The organism is Paenibacillus marinisediminis, assembly GCF_054343325.1.
The window spans coordinates 348,850-368,100 of record NZ_JBTGUH010000002.1; the positions used below are offsets into that span (position 1 = coordinate 348,850).

At 42.9% G+C, this 19,251-nt stretch carries 15 protein-coding genes; 3 read left to right on the forward strand and 12 right to left on the reverse strand.

Going from position 1 to position 19,251, the window contains the following annotated elements; translation table 11 throughout:
* Positions 1-20: 20 nt before the first annotated feature.
* The 5 genes from ACXX53_RS07355 to ACXX53_RS07375 form a co-directional block, all read right to left on the reverse strand.
* Positions 21-182 (reverse strand): Spo0E family sporulation regulatory protein-aspartic acid phosphatase, encoded by a 162-nt coding sequence (locus tag ACXX53_RS07355; RefSeq protein WP_458567979.1) that lies wholly within the window; start codon positions 180-182, stop codon positions 21-23.
* Between the two features lie 38 nt (positions 183-220).
* Positions 221-1,921: a methyl-accepting chemotaxis protein gene (locus ACXX53_RS07360; RefSeq protein ID WP_458567980.1), complete on the reverse strand. Its 1,701-nt coding sequence runs from the start codon at positions 1,919-1,921 to the stop codon at positions 221-223.
* Positions 1,922-2,104: 183 nt separating this feature from the next.
* A complete protein-coding gene (locus ACXX53_RS07365) occupies positions 2,105-2,806 on the reverse strand; it encodes a response regulator transcription factor (RefSeq protein WP_458567981.1) in 702 nt (233 codons plus the stop codon).
* Positions 2,807-2,808: 2 nt separating this feature from the next.
* Entirely contained in the window at positions 2,809-6,015 is a 3,207-nt protein-coding gene (locus ACXX53_RS07370) for an ATP-binding protein (RefSeq protein WP_458568365.1), read from the reverse strand.
* Positions 6,016-6,360: 345 nt separating this feature from the next.
* Complete coding sequence (locus tag ACXX53_RS07375) at positions 6,361-8,028, reverse strand: ribonuclease J (protein ID WP_458567982.1); 1,668 nt, start codon at positions 8,026-8,028, stop codon at positions 6,361-6,363.
* A 176-nt stretch (positions 8,029-8,204) separates the two neighbouring features.
* Between ACXX53_RS07375 and ACXX53_RS07380 the strand changes: the two genes are divergently transcribed.
* The gene (locus ACXX53_RS07380; protein WP_458567983.1) at positions 8,205-8,540 is read left to right on the forward strand and encodes a hypothetical protein; all 336 of its coding nucleotides are present in this window, start codon (positions 8,205-8,207) and stop codon (positions 8,538-8,540) included.
* A gap of 74 nt (positions 8,541-8,614) precedes the next feature.
* On the opposite strand, the gene ACXX53_RS07385 is transcribed toward ACXX53_RS07380, so the two are convergent.
* The 3 genes from ACXX53_RS07385 to ric all read right to left on the reverse strand — a co-directional run bounded on the left by ACXX53_RS07385 (position 8,615) and on the right by ric (position 11,922).
* Positions 8,615-10,012, reverse strand: coding sequence for a protoporphyrinogen oxidase (locus ACXX53_RS07385; protein ID WP_458567984.1), 1,398 nt, complete (start codon positions 10,010-10,012; stop codon positions 8,615-8,617).
* Between the two features lie 121 nt (positions 10,013-10,133).
* On the reverse strand, positions 10,134-11,150 hold the full coding sequence (gene moaA, locus ACXX53_RS07390) for a GTP 3',8-cyclase MoaA (protein WP_458567985.1): 1,017 nt from the start codon (positions 11,148-11,150) through the stop codon (positions 10,134-10,136).
* A gap of 67 nt (positions 11,151-11,217) precedes the next feature.
* Positions 11,218-11,922, reverse strand: a complete 705-nt coding sequence (gene ric / locus ACXX53_RS07395; RefSeq protein ID WP_458567986.1) for an iron-sulfur cluster repair di-iron protein — start codon at positions 11,920-11,922, stop codon at positions 11,218-11,220.
* A gap of 252 nt (positions 11,923-12,174) precedes the next feature.
* Between ric and modA the strand changes: the two genes are divergently transcribed.
* Together modA and modB are read left to right on the forward strand one after the other, a co-directional pair.
* Positions 12,175-12,969 (forward strand): molybdate ABC transporter substrate-binding protein, encoded by a 795-nt coding sequence (modA, locus tag ACXX53_RS07400; RefSeq protein WP_458567987.1) that lies wholly within the window; start codon positions 12,175-12,177, stop codon positions 12,967-12,969.
* Positions 12,966-13,640 carry a molybdate ABC transporter permease subunit gene (gene modB, locus ACXX53_RS07405; protein ID WP_458567988.1) on the forward strand — a complete coding sequence of 225 codons (675 nt, stop codon included), beginning with the start codon at positions 12,966-12,968 and terminating at the stop codon, positions 13,638-13,640. The genes modA and modB overlap by 4 nt, the downstream gene beginning before the upstream one ends.
* Positions 13,641-13,764: 124 nt before the next feature.
* Here the strand turns inward: modB and ACXX53_RS07410 are convergent, their stop codons facing one another.
* The 4 genes from ACXX53_RS07410 to ACXX53_RS07425 form a co-directional block, all read right to left on the reverse strand.
* Positions 13,765-14,946 (reverse strand): alanyl-tRNA editing protein, encoded by a 1,182-nt coding sequence (locus ACXX53_RS07410; protein ID WP_458567989.1) that lies wholly within the window; start codon positions 14,944-14,946, stop codon positions 13,765-13,767.
* A gap of 98 nt (positions 14,947-15,044) precedes the next feature.
* Positions 15,045-15,602 carry a DUF1697 domain-containing protein gene (locus ACXX53_RS07415; protein ID WP_458567990.1) on the reverse strand — a complete coding sequence of 186 codons (558 nt, stop codon included), beginning with the start codon at positions 15,600-15,602 and terminating at the stop codon, positions 15,045-15,047.
* A gap of 158 nt (positions 15,603-15,760) precedes the next feature.
* Complete coding sequence (locus ACXX53_RS07420) at positions 15,761-17,317, reverse strand: ABC-F family ATP-binding cassette domain-containing protein (RefSeq protein ID WP_458567991.1); 1,557 nt, start codon at positions 17,315-17,317, stop codon at positions 15,761-15,763.
* Positions 17,318-17,625: 308 nt separating this feature from the next.
* Positions 17,626-18,471, reverse strand: a complete 846-nt coding sequence (locus ACXX53_RS07425; RefSeq protein ID WP_458567992.1) for a hypothetical protein — start codon at positions 18,469-18,471, stop codon at positions 17,626-17,628.
* Positions 18,472-19,251 lie beyond the last annotated feature (780 nt).

Genomic DNA, 19,251 nt, shown 5'->3' on the forward strand with positions numbered 1-19,251 from the left:
AAAGGCTACCTATGGCAGCCTTACACTTCATTTTTTAAATGTTCATATGTATTCAGTAGCTCATCTAATTCTTGAGAAATAATTAATACCAGCTTGGATGATAAACCTAGAATGCTGCTCAGTAACAACAACTGACTTCTCTTTTGTTCAATCTCCTGTTTCAATTGAGCCAAACTTTCCACTGATATCCCCCCATATGATGAATAGGATGAACTTATTGTTAAATCTTAAATTGCTTGATTCTATCTTGCAATTCGTCCGCCATACGGGATAGCGAAGAAGAGGACGACGATATTTCTTCCATCGAGGCAAGCTGCTCTTCCGCTGCGACCGAAATACTCTGCGCACCGGTTGCTGAGTTCAGCGCGGCCTGATTAATATGTTCTACGGAAAGAAGCATCTGCTCCGTCCCTGAAGCTATATCTTGAACTTCGGACGTAACTTCTTGTATTTGACCAGCAACCATATTCACAGACTGTTGGATTAGTTCGAACGATTGTCCGGCTGTAGTGACCATTTTAATGCCATTAAATACTTCATTTGCAGTCCGTTCCATCGAGTGAACTGCTTTTCCCGTTTCTAATTGTATGGTAGAAATAAGTTCCGATACTTTCTTAGCTGAACCTGCTGATTGCTCAGCCAGCTTGCGAACCTCACTAGCAACTACGGCAAATCCCTTGCCATGTTCTGCAGCCCGCGAAGCTTCAATAGCCGCATTTAAAGCTAACAGATTAGTTTGCGATGCAATCCCTGTAATGGCTTCTATTATTGCACCTATCTCGTCGGATCGACGGTTCAATCCCTGAATGATCTGACCCAATTCGTCAATGGCTCCATGAATTGAATTCATCTGTTGTACGACCAATTCAATAGCTTGATTACCTTCTAGTGACTTATTCGATGTCTGAATGGCCGTTTCAGACACAATTTGCGCATTCTGGGCAATATGCTGTACACCTTTCCCCATATATTTCAACGTTGCCACCGTTTCTTCAACCGCTTGCACCTGCAATTCCGCTCCACTCGCCAATTTTTGAACGTTGGAAGCAATATGCTCACTAGCAGTGCTAGTCTGTTGAGCATTTGCTGATAGTTCAAGCGAGATCGCCGCTACTTGCTGTGATGTATCTGCAAACTGACCGAACAAACCTTTTAATATAGTCATCATACTATTCAACGAGTTAGTTAATTGCCCGAGTTCATCTCTGGAGTGATAGTTCACTTGACCTGTAAAATCTCCACGCTCCGCGTCTTTCATTACTTTCTGTACGGATTGGATCGGCTTTACGATCAGACGAGTGATCCATATCCCTACTCCGATACATATCACAATTAGCACGACAGAAATAATGATCGTGAGTAGAATGCTTTGTTGGGCATCTTCGGTATTGGCTTGGTTTAGTGCTTCTGCACTATCCATAAGCTGCTTCTCTAGCTGAACACTTAACGGTTGTATGACATTGTAAGCTTTCATCACTTCCGATTTGAAGTAAGCGGAAGCCTCTTCTTTATCCTGCTCTGCCAATACGATAGTGTGCTTCAAAGATTCAAGATACGCCGGATAGCCCGCCTTAATATCATTCACGAGCTTCATCTCTTCCTCCGACATCCCTGACATCTGAAACGAATCCAGATACTTCATATTCTCGACGGATAGTTCTTCAAATTTCTCCTTATACTTCTTTACATCTTGAGCCACGTTGACCTGCATGATTTGGAATACAATGGTCTCCATGGCTCGGTTGTTTGCACGATACTTCAAGAAGTTAGCTTGAGGTACCATTCGATCTTTGTATATAACATCCGCATCCTTGGCCATAGAGTTCATGGAGAAATATACAATGCTCGTTAACGTTACCATTCCAATAATAAAAATTCCAATTAACAGGAATAACTTAGTTGATACCTTTAAATTACGCACATGCACTAACCTCTTTTCTACTTTAAAGTCAAATAGCTATTTAAATAGTAGAACAGGGTTATTAAAACAAGTCTAAATTAAGTGTTTGTTATTTATGTTTTTTCGTTATATTTCATTCATTCTTTCAATTTCGATCCATAGACAGAAAAAAAACCTTCTCAGGGAAGGTTACGAATGATCAAACTAATTCAAGGTAAATTTATATCCTATTCCCCAGACTGTTTTAATATATTTCGGGTTTTTAGGATCTTCTTCAATTTTAGACCTTAACTTCATCACGTGTACATCGATTGAACGCTCATTGACCAACGTATTTATACCACGCAAATGAATAATCAATTCCTCACGGCTAAACACACGCTCTGGATGATTGTAGAACAATTTCATAATCTCAAATTCGGTACAGGTTGTTTCCACACGTCGATTATTAACATTTATCGTTCGATACTCTTGTTCAATGATGATGCTATTTCTTTCTAGTCTGGATCCAACATCGTCATTGTTCGATTCTCGTTGAATAGGCCCATGATAAGCCCTTCGTATATTAGCGATCATTCTCGCCGAGAGCTCCTTCATACTGAACGGTTTGCATAGATAATCATCCGCGCCATCTATCAACGCATCTACCCGATTCATCACTTCTGTATTCATCGATATCATAATGATAGGCACTAATGAATCTTTGCGTATTTCCCTGCATACTTCTGTACCATTAAGATCCGGCAGAATGTAATCAATAATGACGACATCCGGTTTAAATTCTCTTACGAGGCTAAGACCCAGAGTTCCAGTATCTGCTCTCCTTATGAAGTAGCCTTCTTCAGCCAAATACATTTTGATCATTTCACCAACGATTGCGTCATCTTCAATTAGTAGTACTCTCATTGCTAAACCCTCTCGCCATCATTTCCATAGATGTTGTTGCTATCGTATCCGTTATTCACATAGTGTTGCAGCGAAACAATTATGATTTGCAATTCTCTGTCCAATAGTTCCATGCCAGCATCCATATCTCCACCTTGCTCTAGTACCGTTTCGAGCTTGATTGCTGCATCCAGCAGTCCAACTGCAGAGATATTTGCAGCTGCACCTTTAAGGGTATGGAGCATTTTACGGAAGCATATGAGATCGTTGCGTGACAACGAATCCTTCATTCGGGATGCAAAATGACTGTAATCGCGCAAGAATACATGAAACATATGAATCATAATGTGATACTTTCCATTAATTCTTCGAAGAGTGGCTTGTACATCTATTCCGGTTATCGGACCCTTTACAGGTTCTCGATGTTCGCTCACAGTGAACAACCTGTGGTCATTAGCAGCATCCTGCCGATTAATCAACGATATCAGTTGATTGATATCCAACGGCTTCGTTAATACACCATCGATACCAATGCTATGATACATCTCATGATCTTCACATACCATATTGGCCGTTAAGGCGAAGATCTGCAATTGATCAAAACGATGATCTTCTCGAATGATCTTCGTTGTCTCTACTCCATCCAACTCTGGCATCTGAATGTCCATTAAGAGCAAATCCCATCTACCCTGATTCAGTAAATGAAGAACTTCAATGCCATGATTCGCAACGGTTACTTGAAAACCATAAGATCTCAACATTTCGGTTATTACAAGCTGACAAATCTCGTTATCTTCAGCAAGCAGTATATTCATGTGGCGATCACGCAGGGCATTGACTTGTGTTCTCTGAAGCATCGCAGGCTGTTTGACTTCATTCCACACCAAGGACCTCATCGTACGCATCAGACCGATCCGACTAATGGGCATCAGAATAACGGCATCCGGCTGTAAATCATCTGGAAGTTTTCTGATTTCTTCATGAACCTTAGCAGTCAGAATCGCAACATGATGAACTAAAGCAGAAGTCCGTCGCTTTAACAGCAGCCAATCATCGAGACTATACTTGTCATCCGTACTTATATCTGTCAATATCACTTCAACATTCATACTAGATAAATCGAGATACTTGTCATGTTCACATGCGGTCACTCGAAAATTCATAGATTCCAACATAGAACATATTCCGCTTCTCACTGCCTCATTACTCTCGATTACGAGTATGTTCATTTGTGAATAATCGATTCGATCCTCCCAACTCATCTGGTCATGAAGTGATACTTGATCGAATGGAAGTATAAATGAAAACTTGCTTCCATGCCCCGGCCGACTGCTTACATGAATAGTTCCTCCCATCATCTCAACGAAGTATTTACAGATCGATAAGCCTAATCCCGTTCCACTGTATTTATTCTTTGAATCATATCCCACTTGAGTGAATGGTTCGAACAGTTGACTCATTTGTTCGCTTGTAATTCCGATTCCCGTATCTTCCACTGAAAATTCAATATGAAACAGATCATCCTCAACACTTACCAATTCCACTTTGACATAGATATGTCCACAATCCGTAAATTTAATGGCATTATTAATTATATTGATGAGAATTTGACCGATTCGCATAGAATCGCCATAGAGTGTCTCCGGAATATCTGCGGATGTGTCGATGATAAATTTGAGCTGTTTATCTCCTACGAGCACGGTTAGGATATCAGATAATTCCTGCATCAGATGGTGTATGTTAAATTGAGCTTTCTGAAGTTCAATTTTGCCCGCTTCAATCTTTGAGATATCAAGAACATCATTTATGATCCCAAGCAATACATGGGAAGAGGAGAGAATCTTGTCCAAATAATCTTTCTGTACAGGTGACATCTCCTGCCTCATCAACAACGCCGTTAAACCAATAATTGCACTTAACGGTGTACGAATCTCATGACTCATGCGAGCGACGAACACACTCTTGGCTTCATTAGCCTCAACAGCTGCTCTACTCTTCTTTAGATTCTTAATATCATGTGCAGTGCACATAACTCCGACGACGATTTGATTCATGTCATAAAATGGTGACAGTGTGACGTAAAAGTCGAATTCTTGGTTATCACACTTGATATTGTATTCAAAGCTCTCCATTGTCCTGCCAGAAACAACTTGGTCAAAATGATACTGCCACGTCTCAATATGTTTCCCAGGAGTAAATAGTGTAGTTATGTGCTCTCCTATTAGGTATTCCGACCGCTTAGAAGTGACCTCTAATACTTTCTTATTTACAGCCGTAATATGCCCTTCTACATCCATTCGAATGATAAAATCTTGCGAGCTATCAACGAGAGTGCGATATAGTTCTTCGCTTTCTACGAGCTGCCTCTCTGATAATTTGCGTTCGGTAATGTCTGTCACTGTACCAATGACGGAACTAACCCTATTTTCGCTGAATATAGGCTTTAAGGTTGCCAATAGAGTATGCTCCGCAAAGTTTAATTCAAACGATACATACTCACCACGCCAAGCCTTCTCTTTTTGAGATTGCATGAAATCATTCAACTCACTCGAAAATACGGTTAATTCATCAATGGACTTTCCAACGATATCTTCATATGAAATCCCGATCTCGTTTAACAGTGTGCCGCCAGCAATTTTATATACGATCTTTCCTTGTTCTTTCGTTAATTTGTATATAAATCCGGGTTGAAGATGAAGAATTTCTAGTAAATCGCTCTGTAGAACATCTAATTTCTGCTTTAGCTGTTGAGACTTACTCATATAATACAGCTTCGCCGCTATGAATAGGCCAGATGCCTGATAAACGATAATAAACTGCAGTGCAACAGTTCCTAATGGAAAATAATCTAGAAATAAATAAGATAATAAAAAAACGAGGTTAGAGCAAGTAACGGATACTACCCACTGCATCCAGTAGTGTTTAATAAAACGAACAGAAATAATACTTATAATAAGGTTGAGTGATATAACGACTGTTACCGATATCATTGTTTCGATAGATGACTCGAAGGCTAATCGAAATAAAAGATTCATTACCGTCGTTATCACTGCAGATATCGGTCCCCCAACGTAGGAAGAGATCAGAATGGTAATCTCGCTCAAATCCGCTATTCCATGATAATTGTAAGGGTGGCCACAGGAAAATAAAATGACGCCTACAAATCCTTGATAGAGCCCTACCTTCCATGTGTATCGTGTACTATCTTTCAAATTCGCATTGACTTCCATCAAATAATGCTCGAAGAAAAATGTAAAAAACGTCAGCAAACCAAAGCTAAGAATTAAATCTCTAGGGATGATTGTTCCTCACCTGCAGTAAGTAAATTGGATTTGGTCTATATAAATATACAACAAGTTCTATATTTAGTTTTACTGGTAATAACTATGGTATTTTCTCATCATAGTTTATATCCTTAATATAATTCTAAGATGTTATAAAACATGTTCACGTCGTATTAATTTTGTGTTAGTAAATTTAATACTAGATTCATATTTCGAACACAAATAAAAAGGACAGCCCTTTTGGACCATCCAATGTAAGTTAACCTATTCTCCACTATCCTTCACCCCTGCTTACACTTCGATGATGATAGGAAGTATAATCGGCCGCCTTTGTGTTCGATTGTATAAAAATTGACCTAAAGTATCTTTTAGCGTCCTCTTCATCACGTTCCATTGATTAATTCGATCCTCCAGCATCTTCTCAACGGTCGCGGCCACGAGCTGGTTTATATCTTCGATAAGCTCTTCAGAGTCACGTACATATACGAACCCTCTTGATATGGTATCTGGCTCAGACAATAGCTTACCTTCTGCCTTGCTTATCGTAATCACCACAATGATGATACCGTCAGCGGACAATTGACGCCGATCGCGAAGCACGATATTGCCGATATCTCCAATTCCTAGACCATCTACAAGGATTTGTCCCGCGGTAATGCGCCCTTCTTGACGAACAACCCCATTGGCAGACTCCACCACATCGCCATTCGTAAGGATAAAGATATTGTCACTATTTACCCCAACTGCTTCCGCAAGTATACGATGTTGATGAAGCATGCGGAATTCTCCATGAATCGGTACGAAGTACTGTGGTTTCATCAGGGTAAGCATTAATTTTAACTCTTCTTGACTGCCGTGACCTGATACATGAAATTCATTGTGTGAACCATATACAACCTGAGCGCCAAGAGCGTACAAATTATCAATGATACGAGCAACATTCCGTTCATTTCCTGGGATAGGATTGGCGGCTATTATAACCATATCCCCTGCGTCTATTTTCATATGTCTATGTGCGGAATTAGATAACCGGGCCAGCGCTGCCATCGGTTCGCCTTGACTGCCCGTACAAAGAATTGCAATATGATCCGGCGAAAGATTAGCTGCCGTCTCCGCATCGACAAGCATATCGGGAGGTATCGTTATATATCCTAGCTCCTGCGCAACGGATACAACATTGACCATACTTCGACCTAACAAGAACAGTTTGCGGTTATGACGATGAGCAGCGTCAACAACTTGCTGAAGCCGGTTAACGTTGGAAGCAAATGTGGAAACGAATACTCTTCGCTCCGCTTGATTAAATGCCTCATCAATATGAGCTCCAACGATACTTTCTGAAGGTGTAAAGCCTGGGCGTTCAGCATTCGTGCTTTCAGATAGGAGAAATAGAACACCCTTCTTGCCGATATCCGCCATTCTGTGAAGATCAGGATATTGCTTGTTGGCAGGTGTCAAATCAAATTTAAAATCGCCCGTATGCACGACTGTTCCCTCTGGCGTGTCAAATACGACGCCAAGGCAGTCCGGAATACTATGATTCGTAGGAAAGAAGGAGCAAGTAATAGCCCCCAGTTCAATGGTTGAATCAGCATCGATTCGCTGCATCTTCGTTTCGTGAAGAATCCCATGTTCTCTTAACTTGATCTCAATCAGGCCTAACGTCAAGCGTGAAGCATAGATAGGAATTTGTAGCTGCTTCAATATGTAAGGGATACCGCCGATATGATCTTCATGTCCATGCGTAACCACTAATCCTCGGACCTTATCTTGGTTAGTTAATAAATAGCTTATATCAGGAATAATAAGGTCAATTCCAAGCAGACTTTCATCCGGAAATTTCGAGCCGCAGTCGATAACGACAATATCATCTTCGTACCGTAAAACGTACATATTTTTACCAATCTCGTTGACTCCGCCTAATGCAGCTATCAATAGTCGTTTATCAGTATGCTCCATGGTGTACCTCCATCAATATCCTTAACTATGACCAGGTATATTCTTTTCTTTATACCGTCTCCAAAATGCAATAAGGATATTCAGGTTGCTCAGATGATTTGTATAATTTACTCGCACTATAAGCACTTTATTAAGGATTCAATATATCCATTACAACATCTTTAGGAGGAATCAACATGCATCAACAAAATACCCACCAGATTCGCAATACAATTCAACAATTAATTCACCAAACCGAAATGGCTAGCAGTAATTACCAGCGTCTACTTCAGCAAGAGCAGCAAAATGCTCAAATGTTAGAACAATTGGCACAGCGTGAACGCCAAGCCGCTCAAATGATTCAAACTGCTCTTCAAGGACATCAAACTGCGGTTCAACAAATGCAGTCCGTTATTCAAGCATGCAATCAATTAGAGCACGTTGGCGATTTTTTACGATCCTATAACTTCAACCAAGGTTATGCATCACAAATACAACCTCAAACTGATTTTTCAGGGTACATGAATCGTTAATATAGTTTGTCAATCTGCTTATAGACAAAAAATCCCGCCATCTACACAATGGCGGGATTTTTTATATCGTACTATTAGTCATTAGGTTCGAGCCGTTTTGCAATACGCTCCGCGGTTTGCTCGCCGTTCGCAATACAGTCTGCGATCCCGACGCCATAATACGAGCATCCAGCTAAGAAGACGCCTGGATAATACAGCTCCATCTTTCTCTCCAGAGATCGCACTATACCAGGATGCTTCAGATGATAATTCGGCATGCTGTCATGCCACTTGGTAATCTCGCAAGTCACAGGATCTCCTGTAATGCCGAGGCTTAGCTTGGCATCCCACAACGCGACTTCCTTCAACTGATCTTCCGGGAGCTCAATTAAAGCTGAGTAGTGCGGATTGGAGCTCTTATAGAACAGTCTGATCAGCAGTCGCTGGTTTTTGGAGGTATGTGCCCATTTCCGGCTTGTCCAAGTGCAGGCATTGCATGTCAACTCACTGTCCTTGCCTACGATGAATCCGGTTCCTTCCATCGGCAGTGCCTGATCAGGGATATCGAATCCCACATACACGCTGATCATCGATCGATTGTTCAACTCGTCGAAGTCCTTATCCAGCTCCTCTGAATTAAGCATGGACTGCGCTGCCGAATGCAAAGTGCTTAACACGACCATATTTGCTTCTATCTCGCGACTATCACTCAGCCTCACGCAGTATTTATCCTGATCTTTCTCGATGGAAACGACTTTGATTCCCTTCCATATCTCTACATCAGTTAAACGTTCCTCCAATGTGTCGATCAGTGCATTGACTCCATGCTCAAAGGAGATGAATTTCTTGCTTCCGTTTCCTAAGAACTTCTCTTTGTTCTCTGATAATCCTCGAATGATGCTTCCGTACTGGTTCTTATATTCTAATAGATACGGGAAGGTAGAAGCGATCGTCAGATCGTTAAGTTCCCCTGAATAAACTCCGGATATGACAGGCGCTATCTGTTTCTGAACAAGCTCTTGACCTAGAAAATGCTCCAAGAATAAGCCGAGAGAGTCCTGCAATGTGAAGGATTCATTCGTCGTGCTGAGATCCTTTAATGCCTCTGCCTTTCCTGCATCCGAGACAATGTCGCTCGACAATAACGACTCTATGCTAGTCGGAATTCCGAACACCGCATCTTCCGGAATCTTCTTTAATTGTCCATCTGTATAAATGTAAGAGATGCCAGTCGCATTATATACGATCTTCTCTGTCAGCTTCAATTCTTCAAGGAATGGCACCATATTCGCTTTGCGCGCAACGATGGAATCTGCACCTGTCTCGATAATGAAGTCTTTCTGTCGAACTGTTCGAATCTTACCGCCTAATGTTTCACTTGCTTCAACAAGCACTAATCTTGCGTCTATCGATTTCCCCTTCAGGGCCTTCTGCAAATAATACATGGTCGACAGACCGGTTATCCCGCCGCCAATAACTACAATCGTGTTCACTGTGACTGCCCCCAACATGGTAATGTGATGACGCTCATTTACAGGGCTATTATACCACATGTACTCATGCGAACTAGAATGTCCTGCCTGCTGAATGTGAACAACCATTTAACATTAATAATTACCCTCCAATGTACGACATATTTATTTTTTGGAGGTGGAGTGTTCTTTGCTCTGTTCGCTCATCCGAGTAACGATCAGAACGATGTTCCCATACGCTGCGGACCGCCTCCAGAAGCTCGGTGTCAGTCGCGCCGCTGCGCAGCATGTGACGGAGGTCGAACCCTTTAGAAGCAAATAAACACGTATAGAGTTTGCCATCTGAGGATAGGCGTGCACGAGTGCATGAGGAGCAGAACGATTCAGAAACAGAAGTAATAAAGCCTACCTCTGATTCGCTCCCTGCATAGCGATAGCGCTTAGCTACTTCGCCGTAATAGTGCTGATCCAGCGGTTCTAACTCGTATTGAGAACGCAGAATATCATAGATCTCACGTTTGCTAACGACCTTGTCATAGCTCCAGCCGTTATCATTGCCAACATCCATGAATTCGATAAAGCGTACCATTATTCCACGTTCCTTAAAATAAGCTGCCAGCGGTACTATTTCCTGTTCATTTACATCCTTCTTGATGACGGTATTTACCTTAATCTTGAATCCGATAGATTGCGCCAAGTCAATATTAGCCAGTATGACATCAGGAGTTATGCCGCGGCCATTCATCCTCGCGAACAGTTTCGGATCTAGCGCATCCAGACTAATATTCAATCTGCGCAAGCCCGCATCATACAGTTCTTGAGCCTGCTGCTTCAACAGCAGCCCGTTTGTCGTTAATCCGATATCCTCGATTCCTTCTATGTTCATAAGCATACTAACTAACTGAGACAGATCGCGGCGCATTAACGGTTCTCCGCCGGTTAAACGAAGCTTCTTAACTCCAAGTGATGCAAACAATTGGGCCATGCGACTTATTTCAGCAAATGTGAGCAGCTCTGCTTTCGGCAGAAAACGATAGTCATCTCCGAATATTTCCTTCGGCATGCAGTACGTACACCGAAAGTTGCATTTATCTGTTACCGATATGCGCAGATCGTGAATCGGCCGTTGCAATTGATCGAGCATAGGTTGAATTTCCATCGTTCCCCATCCTTCCTGCAACTGCATCATACCGTATCCGACCACGAGCGGGCAACTAATTCGCAAATCAGTTCGTTAGAATCGATCTTACCTGTTCGAACAATACATGATTCTCGAGATGAATATGCTCAAACGTATCCTGTTCGAGCAGAGACAGCCGTTGATAAACGAGTCGGTACGTACCGCAGGCGTCAGCAGGCGGTTCATAATCATGGGTAATGTCGCGAAGCTCCTTCAGCAGATTGCCGGCACCGTCATGGTCATCTTCTAAGCCAAGCAGATACGGCATCAACTGCTCTCTAGTTGCTTGCTCTGGATGGTTTACATATTGAAGCAGCAGCGGAAATACAACCTGATCTTCTTCCTCCGTATGCTCCAGCAATTCCTGCTTCAGAGCTGTAAACAGCTCCTGAACTCTCAGCAGATGTGGATGATACTCCCCATGAACACGAGCTACTTTAGTGATATAAGGGGTTAACTGCGGCAGCTCTTCACGAAGAAATGCATGATGCTTCTGCTGAATATATCGAATAAGCTCTGCTTCATCTTGTGATTGCGGACGGCTTGATTCATATTCCGCTTGCTGGCGTCCAATCTTCTCTACTTCCTCCAGCACCTGCTTAGGATCTAGCTTCCGTTCAATCGCAGCGAGCTCTAGACTCTCTTTCCCGCCGCAGCAATAATCTATTCTTAATTGACGAAACAAGTCCGCTGCTCGCGGGATGATCGTTACGATGTCTGCCACTGATGTTTGCAATGTAATCTTGCTCATGAATATTCCTCCAATAGATTGAATTTTAAATATGCTATAATCTTATGATTTGCATCACGCTTAACTTGTGATTCCACTCACATGATAAGAGGTCGTTTTGTGAACTTCTTTTAGGATTGAATGATTATATGTTCTATTGGCAGCATGAAAAATGTTAAGATAAGGAATGTCTGTGCTATCGAGGTACGAGAAAGGAGAATTGATATGAACACACATGCCAAACGACATTCTATAGTTCTTCTGTTAATAATAATGCTTACACTGCTGGTTACAGCATGCGGTTCAAAGCAAAGTCTAGGTAATGAGATATCAGCGGTTAACTCTTCTACGGCAGCTGAACAAGAGCAAGTAGAACTGCTAGTTTCAGCTGCTGCAAGCTTGAAGGACGTATTGCAGGAGATAAAGGGAGTCTACGAAACAAACAACCGAGATATAAAACTTAACTTTAATTACGGCGGTTCGGGTGCGCTGCAGCAGCAGATAGAACAGGGGGCTCCTGTAGACCTCTTTATCTCCGCAGCCTCAAGTCATATGCAAGCACTTGTAGATAAAGGTCTTGTAGATGCAGCACAGCAGAGCAACTTACTCGCTAATGAGTTAGTAGTAGTCAAACCCGCTGGCTCCTCTGTAAACATTAGTAATCTGTCAGATCTAACTTTGGACCAAGTACATAAGATCGCGATTGGCATTCCGGAGAGCGTTCCTGCGGGCTCATATGCGAAGGAGGCATTATCGACAGACAAGCTATGGGACAGCTTGCAGTCGAAGATGGTTCAAGCTAAGGACGTTCGACAAGTGCTTCAATATGTCGAAACGGGGAATGTCGAAGCGGGATTCGTATATAAGACAGATGCATTAGCCTCTGACAAAGTGGAAATAGCGCTAACAGTCGATGCATCAGCGTACTCCCCTATTGTTTATCCGGTTGGAATCGTAAAAGCTACTAAACATCCCAAGGAAGTGGAGAAACTGTACAGCTTTCTGCGATCAGAAGAAGCGATGAACATTTTCATAAAGTACGGGTTCTCTGCTGTACCGAATACATGAAAATAGGCGTTATCGACTGGCAGCAATTCTGGTCTCCAATCCGACTTTCTGTGCAGGTAGCGCTATTATCCAGTGTTCTTGCTATTCTGCTCGGGGTTGCTGCGGCTTGGTGGATGTCCAAACGGCAATTTAAGGGGAAAGTATGGATCGAAACACTGTTTATGCTGCCGATCGTTCTGCCTCCGACGGTCATCGGATTCCTGCTGCTCGTCATATTGGGCCGAAACAGTGCTTTTGGGCGATTCCTGGATTGGTTGTTGGGAGCACCACTCATCTTCACTTGGTGGAGTGCTGTTATCGCCGCGGTCGTTGTCGCTTTCCCATTAGTGTATCAAACGATGAAGACCGGGTTCGGAGCGATCGACCAAGATCTACTTGCCGCGGGTCGTGCTATTGGAGCTAATGAACGGCAGCTATTCTATTATGTTGTGCTGCCATTAACATGGCGATCGTTCATGACGGCGTATATACTCGGCTTCACCCGCTCCCTTGGGGAATTCGGTGCGACTTTGATGGTTGCCGGCAACATTCCAGGCAAGACACAGACTCTCCCAACCGCCATCTATGTCGCGGTCGATTCCGGCAATACCACGATGGCATGGGCGTGGGCGTTGACGATCATCTTGATTTCTTTCCTCATGCTGCTGTTAACAGGACGAAGTACGCGATGAACATGAACATACATTAAAGGCGAATTTCACATGCCTCGTGAAATTCGCCTTATTTCTTACTTCCTATGTAACGGATGCTGTTATGATTATTTTTTAATTTCAAACAATTAATCTCGTTAATGACTTACTGAAATTGCTCTTGCAACGTACGGACAGCAAATTCATAAAATGCGAAGGCATCCTCTTCATTGGCAAATGCAGCCTGAGCAAGTATATCGCTGCCGCCGCCCTTTCCGTTGTAATGAACTTGGTTAGCTTTCATGAATGCACCACAAGAAAAGCCGGAAATATTGCGCTGAGATAAGAGCACTTTATTCTCCATAGTAGTCAATAGCAACACTGGAGCATCGCATTGAGAGTTTATTTTCCCAGCTAGATTCTGAAGATCTTTCAGTGACTTATCTTGGAATACAGTTGCAATGAGTGCCCCGTCTTTATTAGCTATCAGCTCACGCGCGGCGTAGTCATCATATTTGTCTTTCAGAGCTGCTATCTCTTCTTGGAGCTGCTTATGCTCTTTCTCCCACTTATCCATTCGATCAAGGATATCTTCTTTGCTCGATTTGAACTTAACCGATAGCGCTCCTACAATTGTTTGATGTTCACAAAATTCCCCCAAGGCACGATTTCCGCATTTAAAATAAATACGCATGTTTCCCTTATGCTTCTCCGACTTGAGCAGCTTGATCATGCCGATCGCCCCCGTTGAAGAGACATGCGTTCCACCGCAAGCGTTATGTTCGATGTTCTTGATCTCTACAATTCGGATATTGTCTGTCAAGCTCGTCTGTTTGACCAGTTCTAACTGATTAACCTCTTGTTCCGTCACCATATAACTGATGATGCTGTGGTTCTGATATATTTGTTGGTTAACTTCATGCTCTATCGCTTCCAGTTGACTAGAGGTAAGCTCAGACGCTTCCACATCTATCGTGCAGTAATCCATTCCGAGATGAAAGCTAAGCGTCTTCGCCTGATACATGTCAAGGCATACCGCTGATAGCAGATGCTGTCCGCTATGCTGCTGCATATGGTCGAATCTGCGCGTCCAATCAATTCTGCAGATTACTTTTCTCTCTTCGGGCAGGCTTTCAAGCTTATGTAAGATGAGCTCAGATTCAGTGATGACATCGATTACTGGAACTCCTTGAATATATCCTTTATCACAAGGCTGTCCGCCTCCATGAGGATAGAATGCGGTCTCTTTCAAGATGACATATATGCCGTCTTCTCTGACCACGGTTTCTATGATCTCCGTTTCCCATTCGGTCAAATATGCTGAATCATAATATAGTCTTTTCGTCATACTTGTTTCCCTCACTTTTCTCTGCTCTAGATGCGATAATCTTGGAAGCAGTTCTTATTGCATCGTATCTCATAATGATCTCTCCGATGGCCGTTTTACTATTCCATATCATTTGCCAGAGCGATCAGCTTGTTAATCGTCTTAAAATTACGTGTTGTCGCGGGCACATCCAGCTTGTTCAGATTGTTAGCCAACTTGGAGTTGCGTATGCTGCTACGAAATAAGAGATACACATCACGACCCACGATACGATATTCATCGTTCTCATTATTGCTGTTCTTCAGCCGATCCATGCTTTCTGGCGAAGGCTTATCAAGCAAGAATGCCGCATACAAGCTCTCGCCATCGCATGAGGCAGCTGATTCTTCAATTTCCTTCTCTGAAAATGGACAGCTATCTGCCACCCTCTTAATTTCCTCTGCCGTTCTGATCACAACTGATATCGAGAATCCGAATACTCGCTCAATCTCATGTTCCATGAGCTTACGTATAGATTCTTCATCTTGATCCGACTTGAAGAGTACGTTGCCGCTCTGAATATAGGTTCGTATTTGGCTCAAGCCTATCGCTTCACACATCTGCTTCAATTCCGACATCTTGATCATATTTTTACCGCCTACATTAATGCCGCGCAGCAATGCGATATATGTTGTCATCACCTTTACCACCCTTATAATTGATCTAATTGTCATACCAAGCTCGCCAATATCTATGTCATAAATATAAAGCATCTTGATTCTCCATGCAAAAAGAGACTAGCCCATTAAGCTGCGTATAGCGCCTAAGGGATAGTCTCTTTAACTTGAATTGAATGTTACAGAACTTTAGTTGTCCAATCCTCACAGTTCCAAATGTCCGTAACAACGTCACGATAGAACTCTGGTTCGTGGGAGATGAGCAGAATGCTGCCTTTAAATGCTTTCAAGGCGCGCTTAAGCTCATCCTTCGCGTCTACGTCCAAGTGGTTCGTCGGTTCGTCCAATACGAGCAGATTCGTTTCACGGTTGATCAGCTTGCAGAGACGCACCTTAGCCTTCTCACCGCCGCTCAATACCGCGATCTTGCTCTCAATATGCTTTGTCGTCAGACCGCACTTCGCAAGCGCCGCGCGCACCTCGAATTGCGTGAAGTGAGGGAACGTCTCCCATATCTCTTCGATACATGTCTTATAGTTTCCGTCCTTCATTTCCTGTTCAAAGTAACCGATATCTAGGTTATACCCGAGCTCTACTGAACCCGACAATGAAGGGATTTCGCCCAGAATGCTGCGCAGCAACGTCGTCTTACCAATACCATTTGCCCCGACAAGCGCAATCTTCTGTCCGCGCTCCATCAGCAGATCGAGCGGACGAGACAACGGGTGGTCGTAGCCAATAACCAATTGCTTCGCTTCAAATACTAGCTTGCCGGACGCCTTCGAATCCTTAAAGTTAAACTGCGGCTTCGGCTTCTCCTTCGCAAGCTCGATCACTTCCATCTTATCGAGCTTCTTCTGTCTCGACATCGCCATATTGCGAGTCGCAACGCTCGCCTTATTGCGCTGCACGAAGTCTTTCAGATCGGCAATTTCTTGCTGCTGACGCTTATAGGCGGATTCAAGCTGCTGCTTCTTCATTTCATATACTTGTTGGAATTGATCATAATCGCCGACATAGCGGGACAGCAATTGATTTTCCATATGATAAATGAGGTTGATGACACTGTTCAAGAACGGAATATCGTGAGAGATCAAGATAAATGCATTCTCATATTCCTGCAGATAGCGCTTGAGCCATTCGATATGCTGTTCGTCCAAATAGTTCGTCGGCTCGTCAAGCAGCAGAATGTCTGGCTTCTCCAGCAGAAGCTTAGCTAACAGGATCTTCGTACGCTGACCGCCGCTCAAATCGTGAACGTCACGATCTAGGCCGATATCGGTAATCCCGAGACCGCGCGCCGTTTCCTGCACCTTAGCGTCGATCATATAGAAGTCTTGGTTCGTCAGCGTATCCTGAATCGTCCCGACTTCCTCTAGAAGCTTCTCCAACTCCTCAGGTGAGACATCCCCCATTTTTGCGTACATGTCGTTCATCTCTTGCTCTAGATCAAACAAATATTGAAATGCGCTTCTCAACACATCCTGAATCGTCATTCCCTTAGTGAGTACTGCATGCTGATCCAAGTATCCAACACGTACCCGCTTCGACCATTCCACCTTGCCTTCATCGGGCTGCAGCTTACCTGTAATAATATTCATAAAAGTGGACTTACCTTCGCCATTCGCACCGATTAATCCAATATGCTCGCCCTTTAAGAGGCGAAAGGATACATCCTTGAATATGGCACGATCTCCGAAGCCGTGGCTAAGATTTTCTACATTTAATATGCTCATTCATGACACCTTTTTCTATAGACTTGTAATCGCTCTATTATATACGGAAAATGACGAAGAATTCAATCCATAGTCGTCTTTTTGGATCTAGATACTGGTCTCTGTAGTTAAAGTTAATCTCTCTTCGATATGCTTCATATTTCATACAACTTGATAATTGATACTTGTTCCTATCAAGCGACAATATATAAGTGAACTCACTGATTGCCTCCAGAACAGGTATGGTTGAACGGAATCCAGCAGTCAAGGAATCAGGTGTGTTGGGGTAAGTTATGTGATAGTTTTAGCTTGTGTAACGCTTACGATGACTACATATATGGCCGAATGTCTTTTATTCGGACCGAGGAATACTTCCTTATAAAAATATCTAATGCAGGGGCTTCAAATTCAAGTAAAACATAAGGCTCTCGTCCATACATTTGTTCAACAGGAAAACTGTCCGCATAATTTATAACAATCTTTTGATTGGAAGCCTGGATGTTCAATAGCTCAATAGATGCCTCCGGTTCTGCAACAAGTAAAATATAAGTTTTGTCCTCATTCATGTTTGCATTGCCAGAAATAAATACTTCTTCAGCTCCATGCTTGTTATCCAGATAGGTCCGCGCCCATTCTTTTACTTTTGGGTCTGCTTTATCTAAAGTAATGGTGCTATATTTGATGGGTTGGTCACCCGTCTCGATGTCGGAATCACTAACCGTTCCATAATGTGTAGCCGTCCAAATTCCGCCGTAGTTATGTCTTTTGACAAAATCAACACGGTATATTGTACCTTCTGTACTTCCGACGACTACGCTTCTTGGATTATACGTGTCAGGTAATGAGAACATAAAAGTAACGTCAATCAGGAGCTTTTCTTCTGCAAAATCTCGAACAGCCTTCTCCCAGTTTTTCCGCCAATCTTCCTTTTTCATATTGTCAAGCTGATCCTCCGAATAATCGACACCCGTATAGTGGCTAATTTGACGGGCCAGTTCGGACAACTGGTCGTAATTTACAAAGTCTGTTGATGCAACTTGCTTGTTCGAAATTTCGCCTGATTGACCCTGGGCCGCTGGTTCTTCTTTTGCCAAAGACGATGGAGGGGAACTGGAATTTGAAGTACAACCCACAAGTAAGCTAATCGCCAACAACATTATGATAAATACTCTCATACCAACAAATACCTCCTTACATTAGCCCCTCCTTTTAGACGAAAATACTACCAATTGGTTGCGCCGACCAGCTTGGCGATGTCTCCATACGACGGACGTATCTATACATATTTCGTTAGGTTTGTCGCTTTCCAACTTCTCAGGTGCTCTCACCATTCTGAGGATATGGGATAGTACTCAAAGGCTTCGCCAGACCACTACCCTTCTACCACCGTTTCGCTATTATCCCAACTTCTCAGGTGCCCTCACCATTCTGAGGCTAAGGGATATTACTCATAGGCTTCACCAAACCAATACCTCTACTACCACTATTTCGCTGTTATCCCAACTTCTCAGGTGCTCAACCCATTCTGAGGAATGGGTATAGTACTCGAAGGCTTCGCCAAACCAATACCTCTACTATTGCCATTTCGCTATTATCCCAACTTCTCAGGTGCTCACACCATTCTGAGGATATGGGATAGTACTCAAAGGCTTCCCTAAACCAATACCTCTACTACCGCTATTTCACTATTATCCCAACCTCTCAGGTGCTCAACCCATTCTGAAGAATGGGGATATTACTCAAAGGCTTCTCCAGACCACTACCTCTACTATTGCCATTTCGCTATTATCCCAACCTCTCAGGTGCTCACACCATTCTGAGGAATGGGGATAGTACTCGAAGGCTTCGCTACAACACTACCTCTATTACCGCCATTTCGCTATTATCCAAACTTCTCAGGTGCTTACTCCATTCTGAGGATATGGGATAGTACTCAAAGGCTTCGCCACATCATT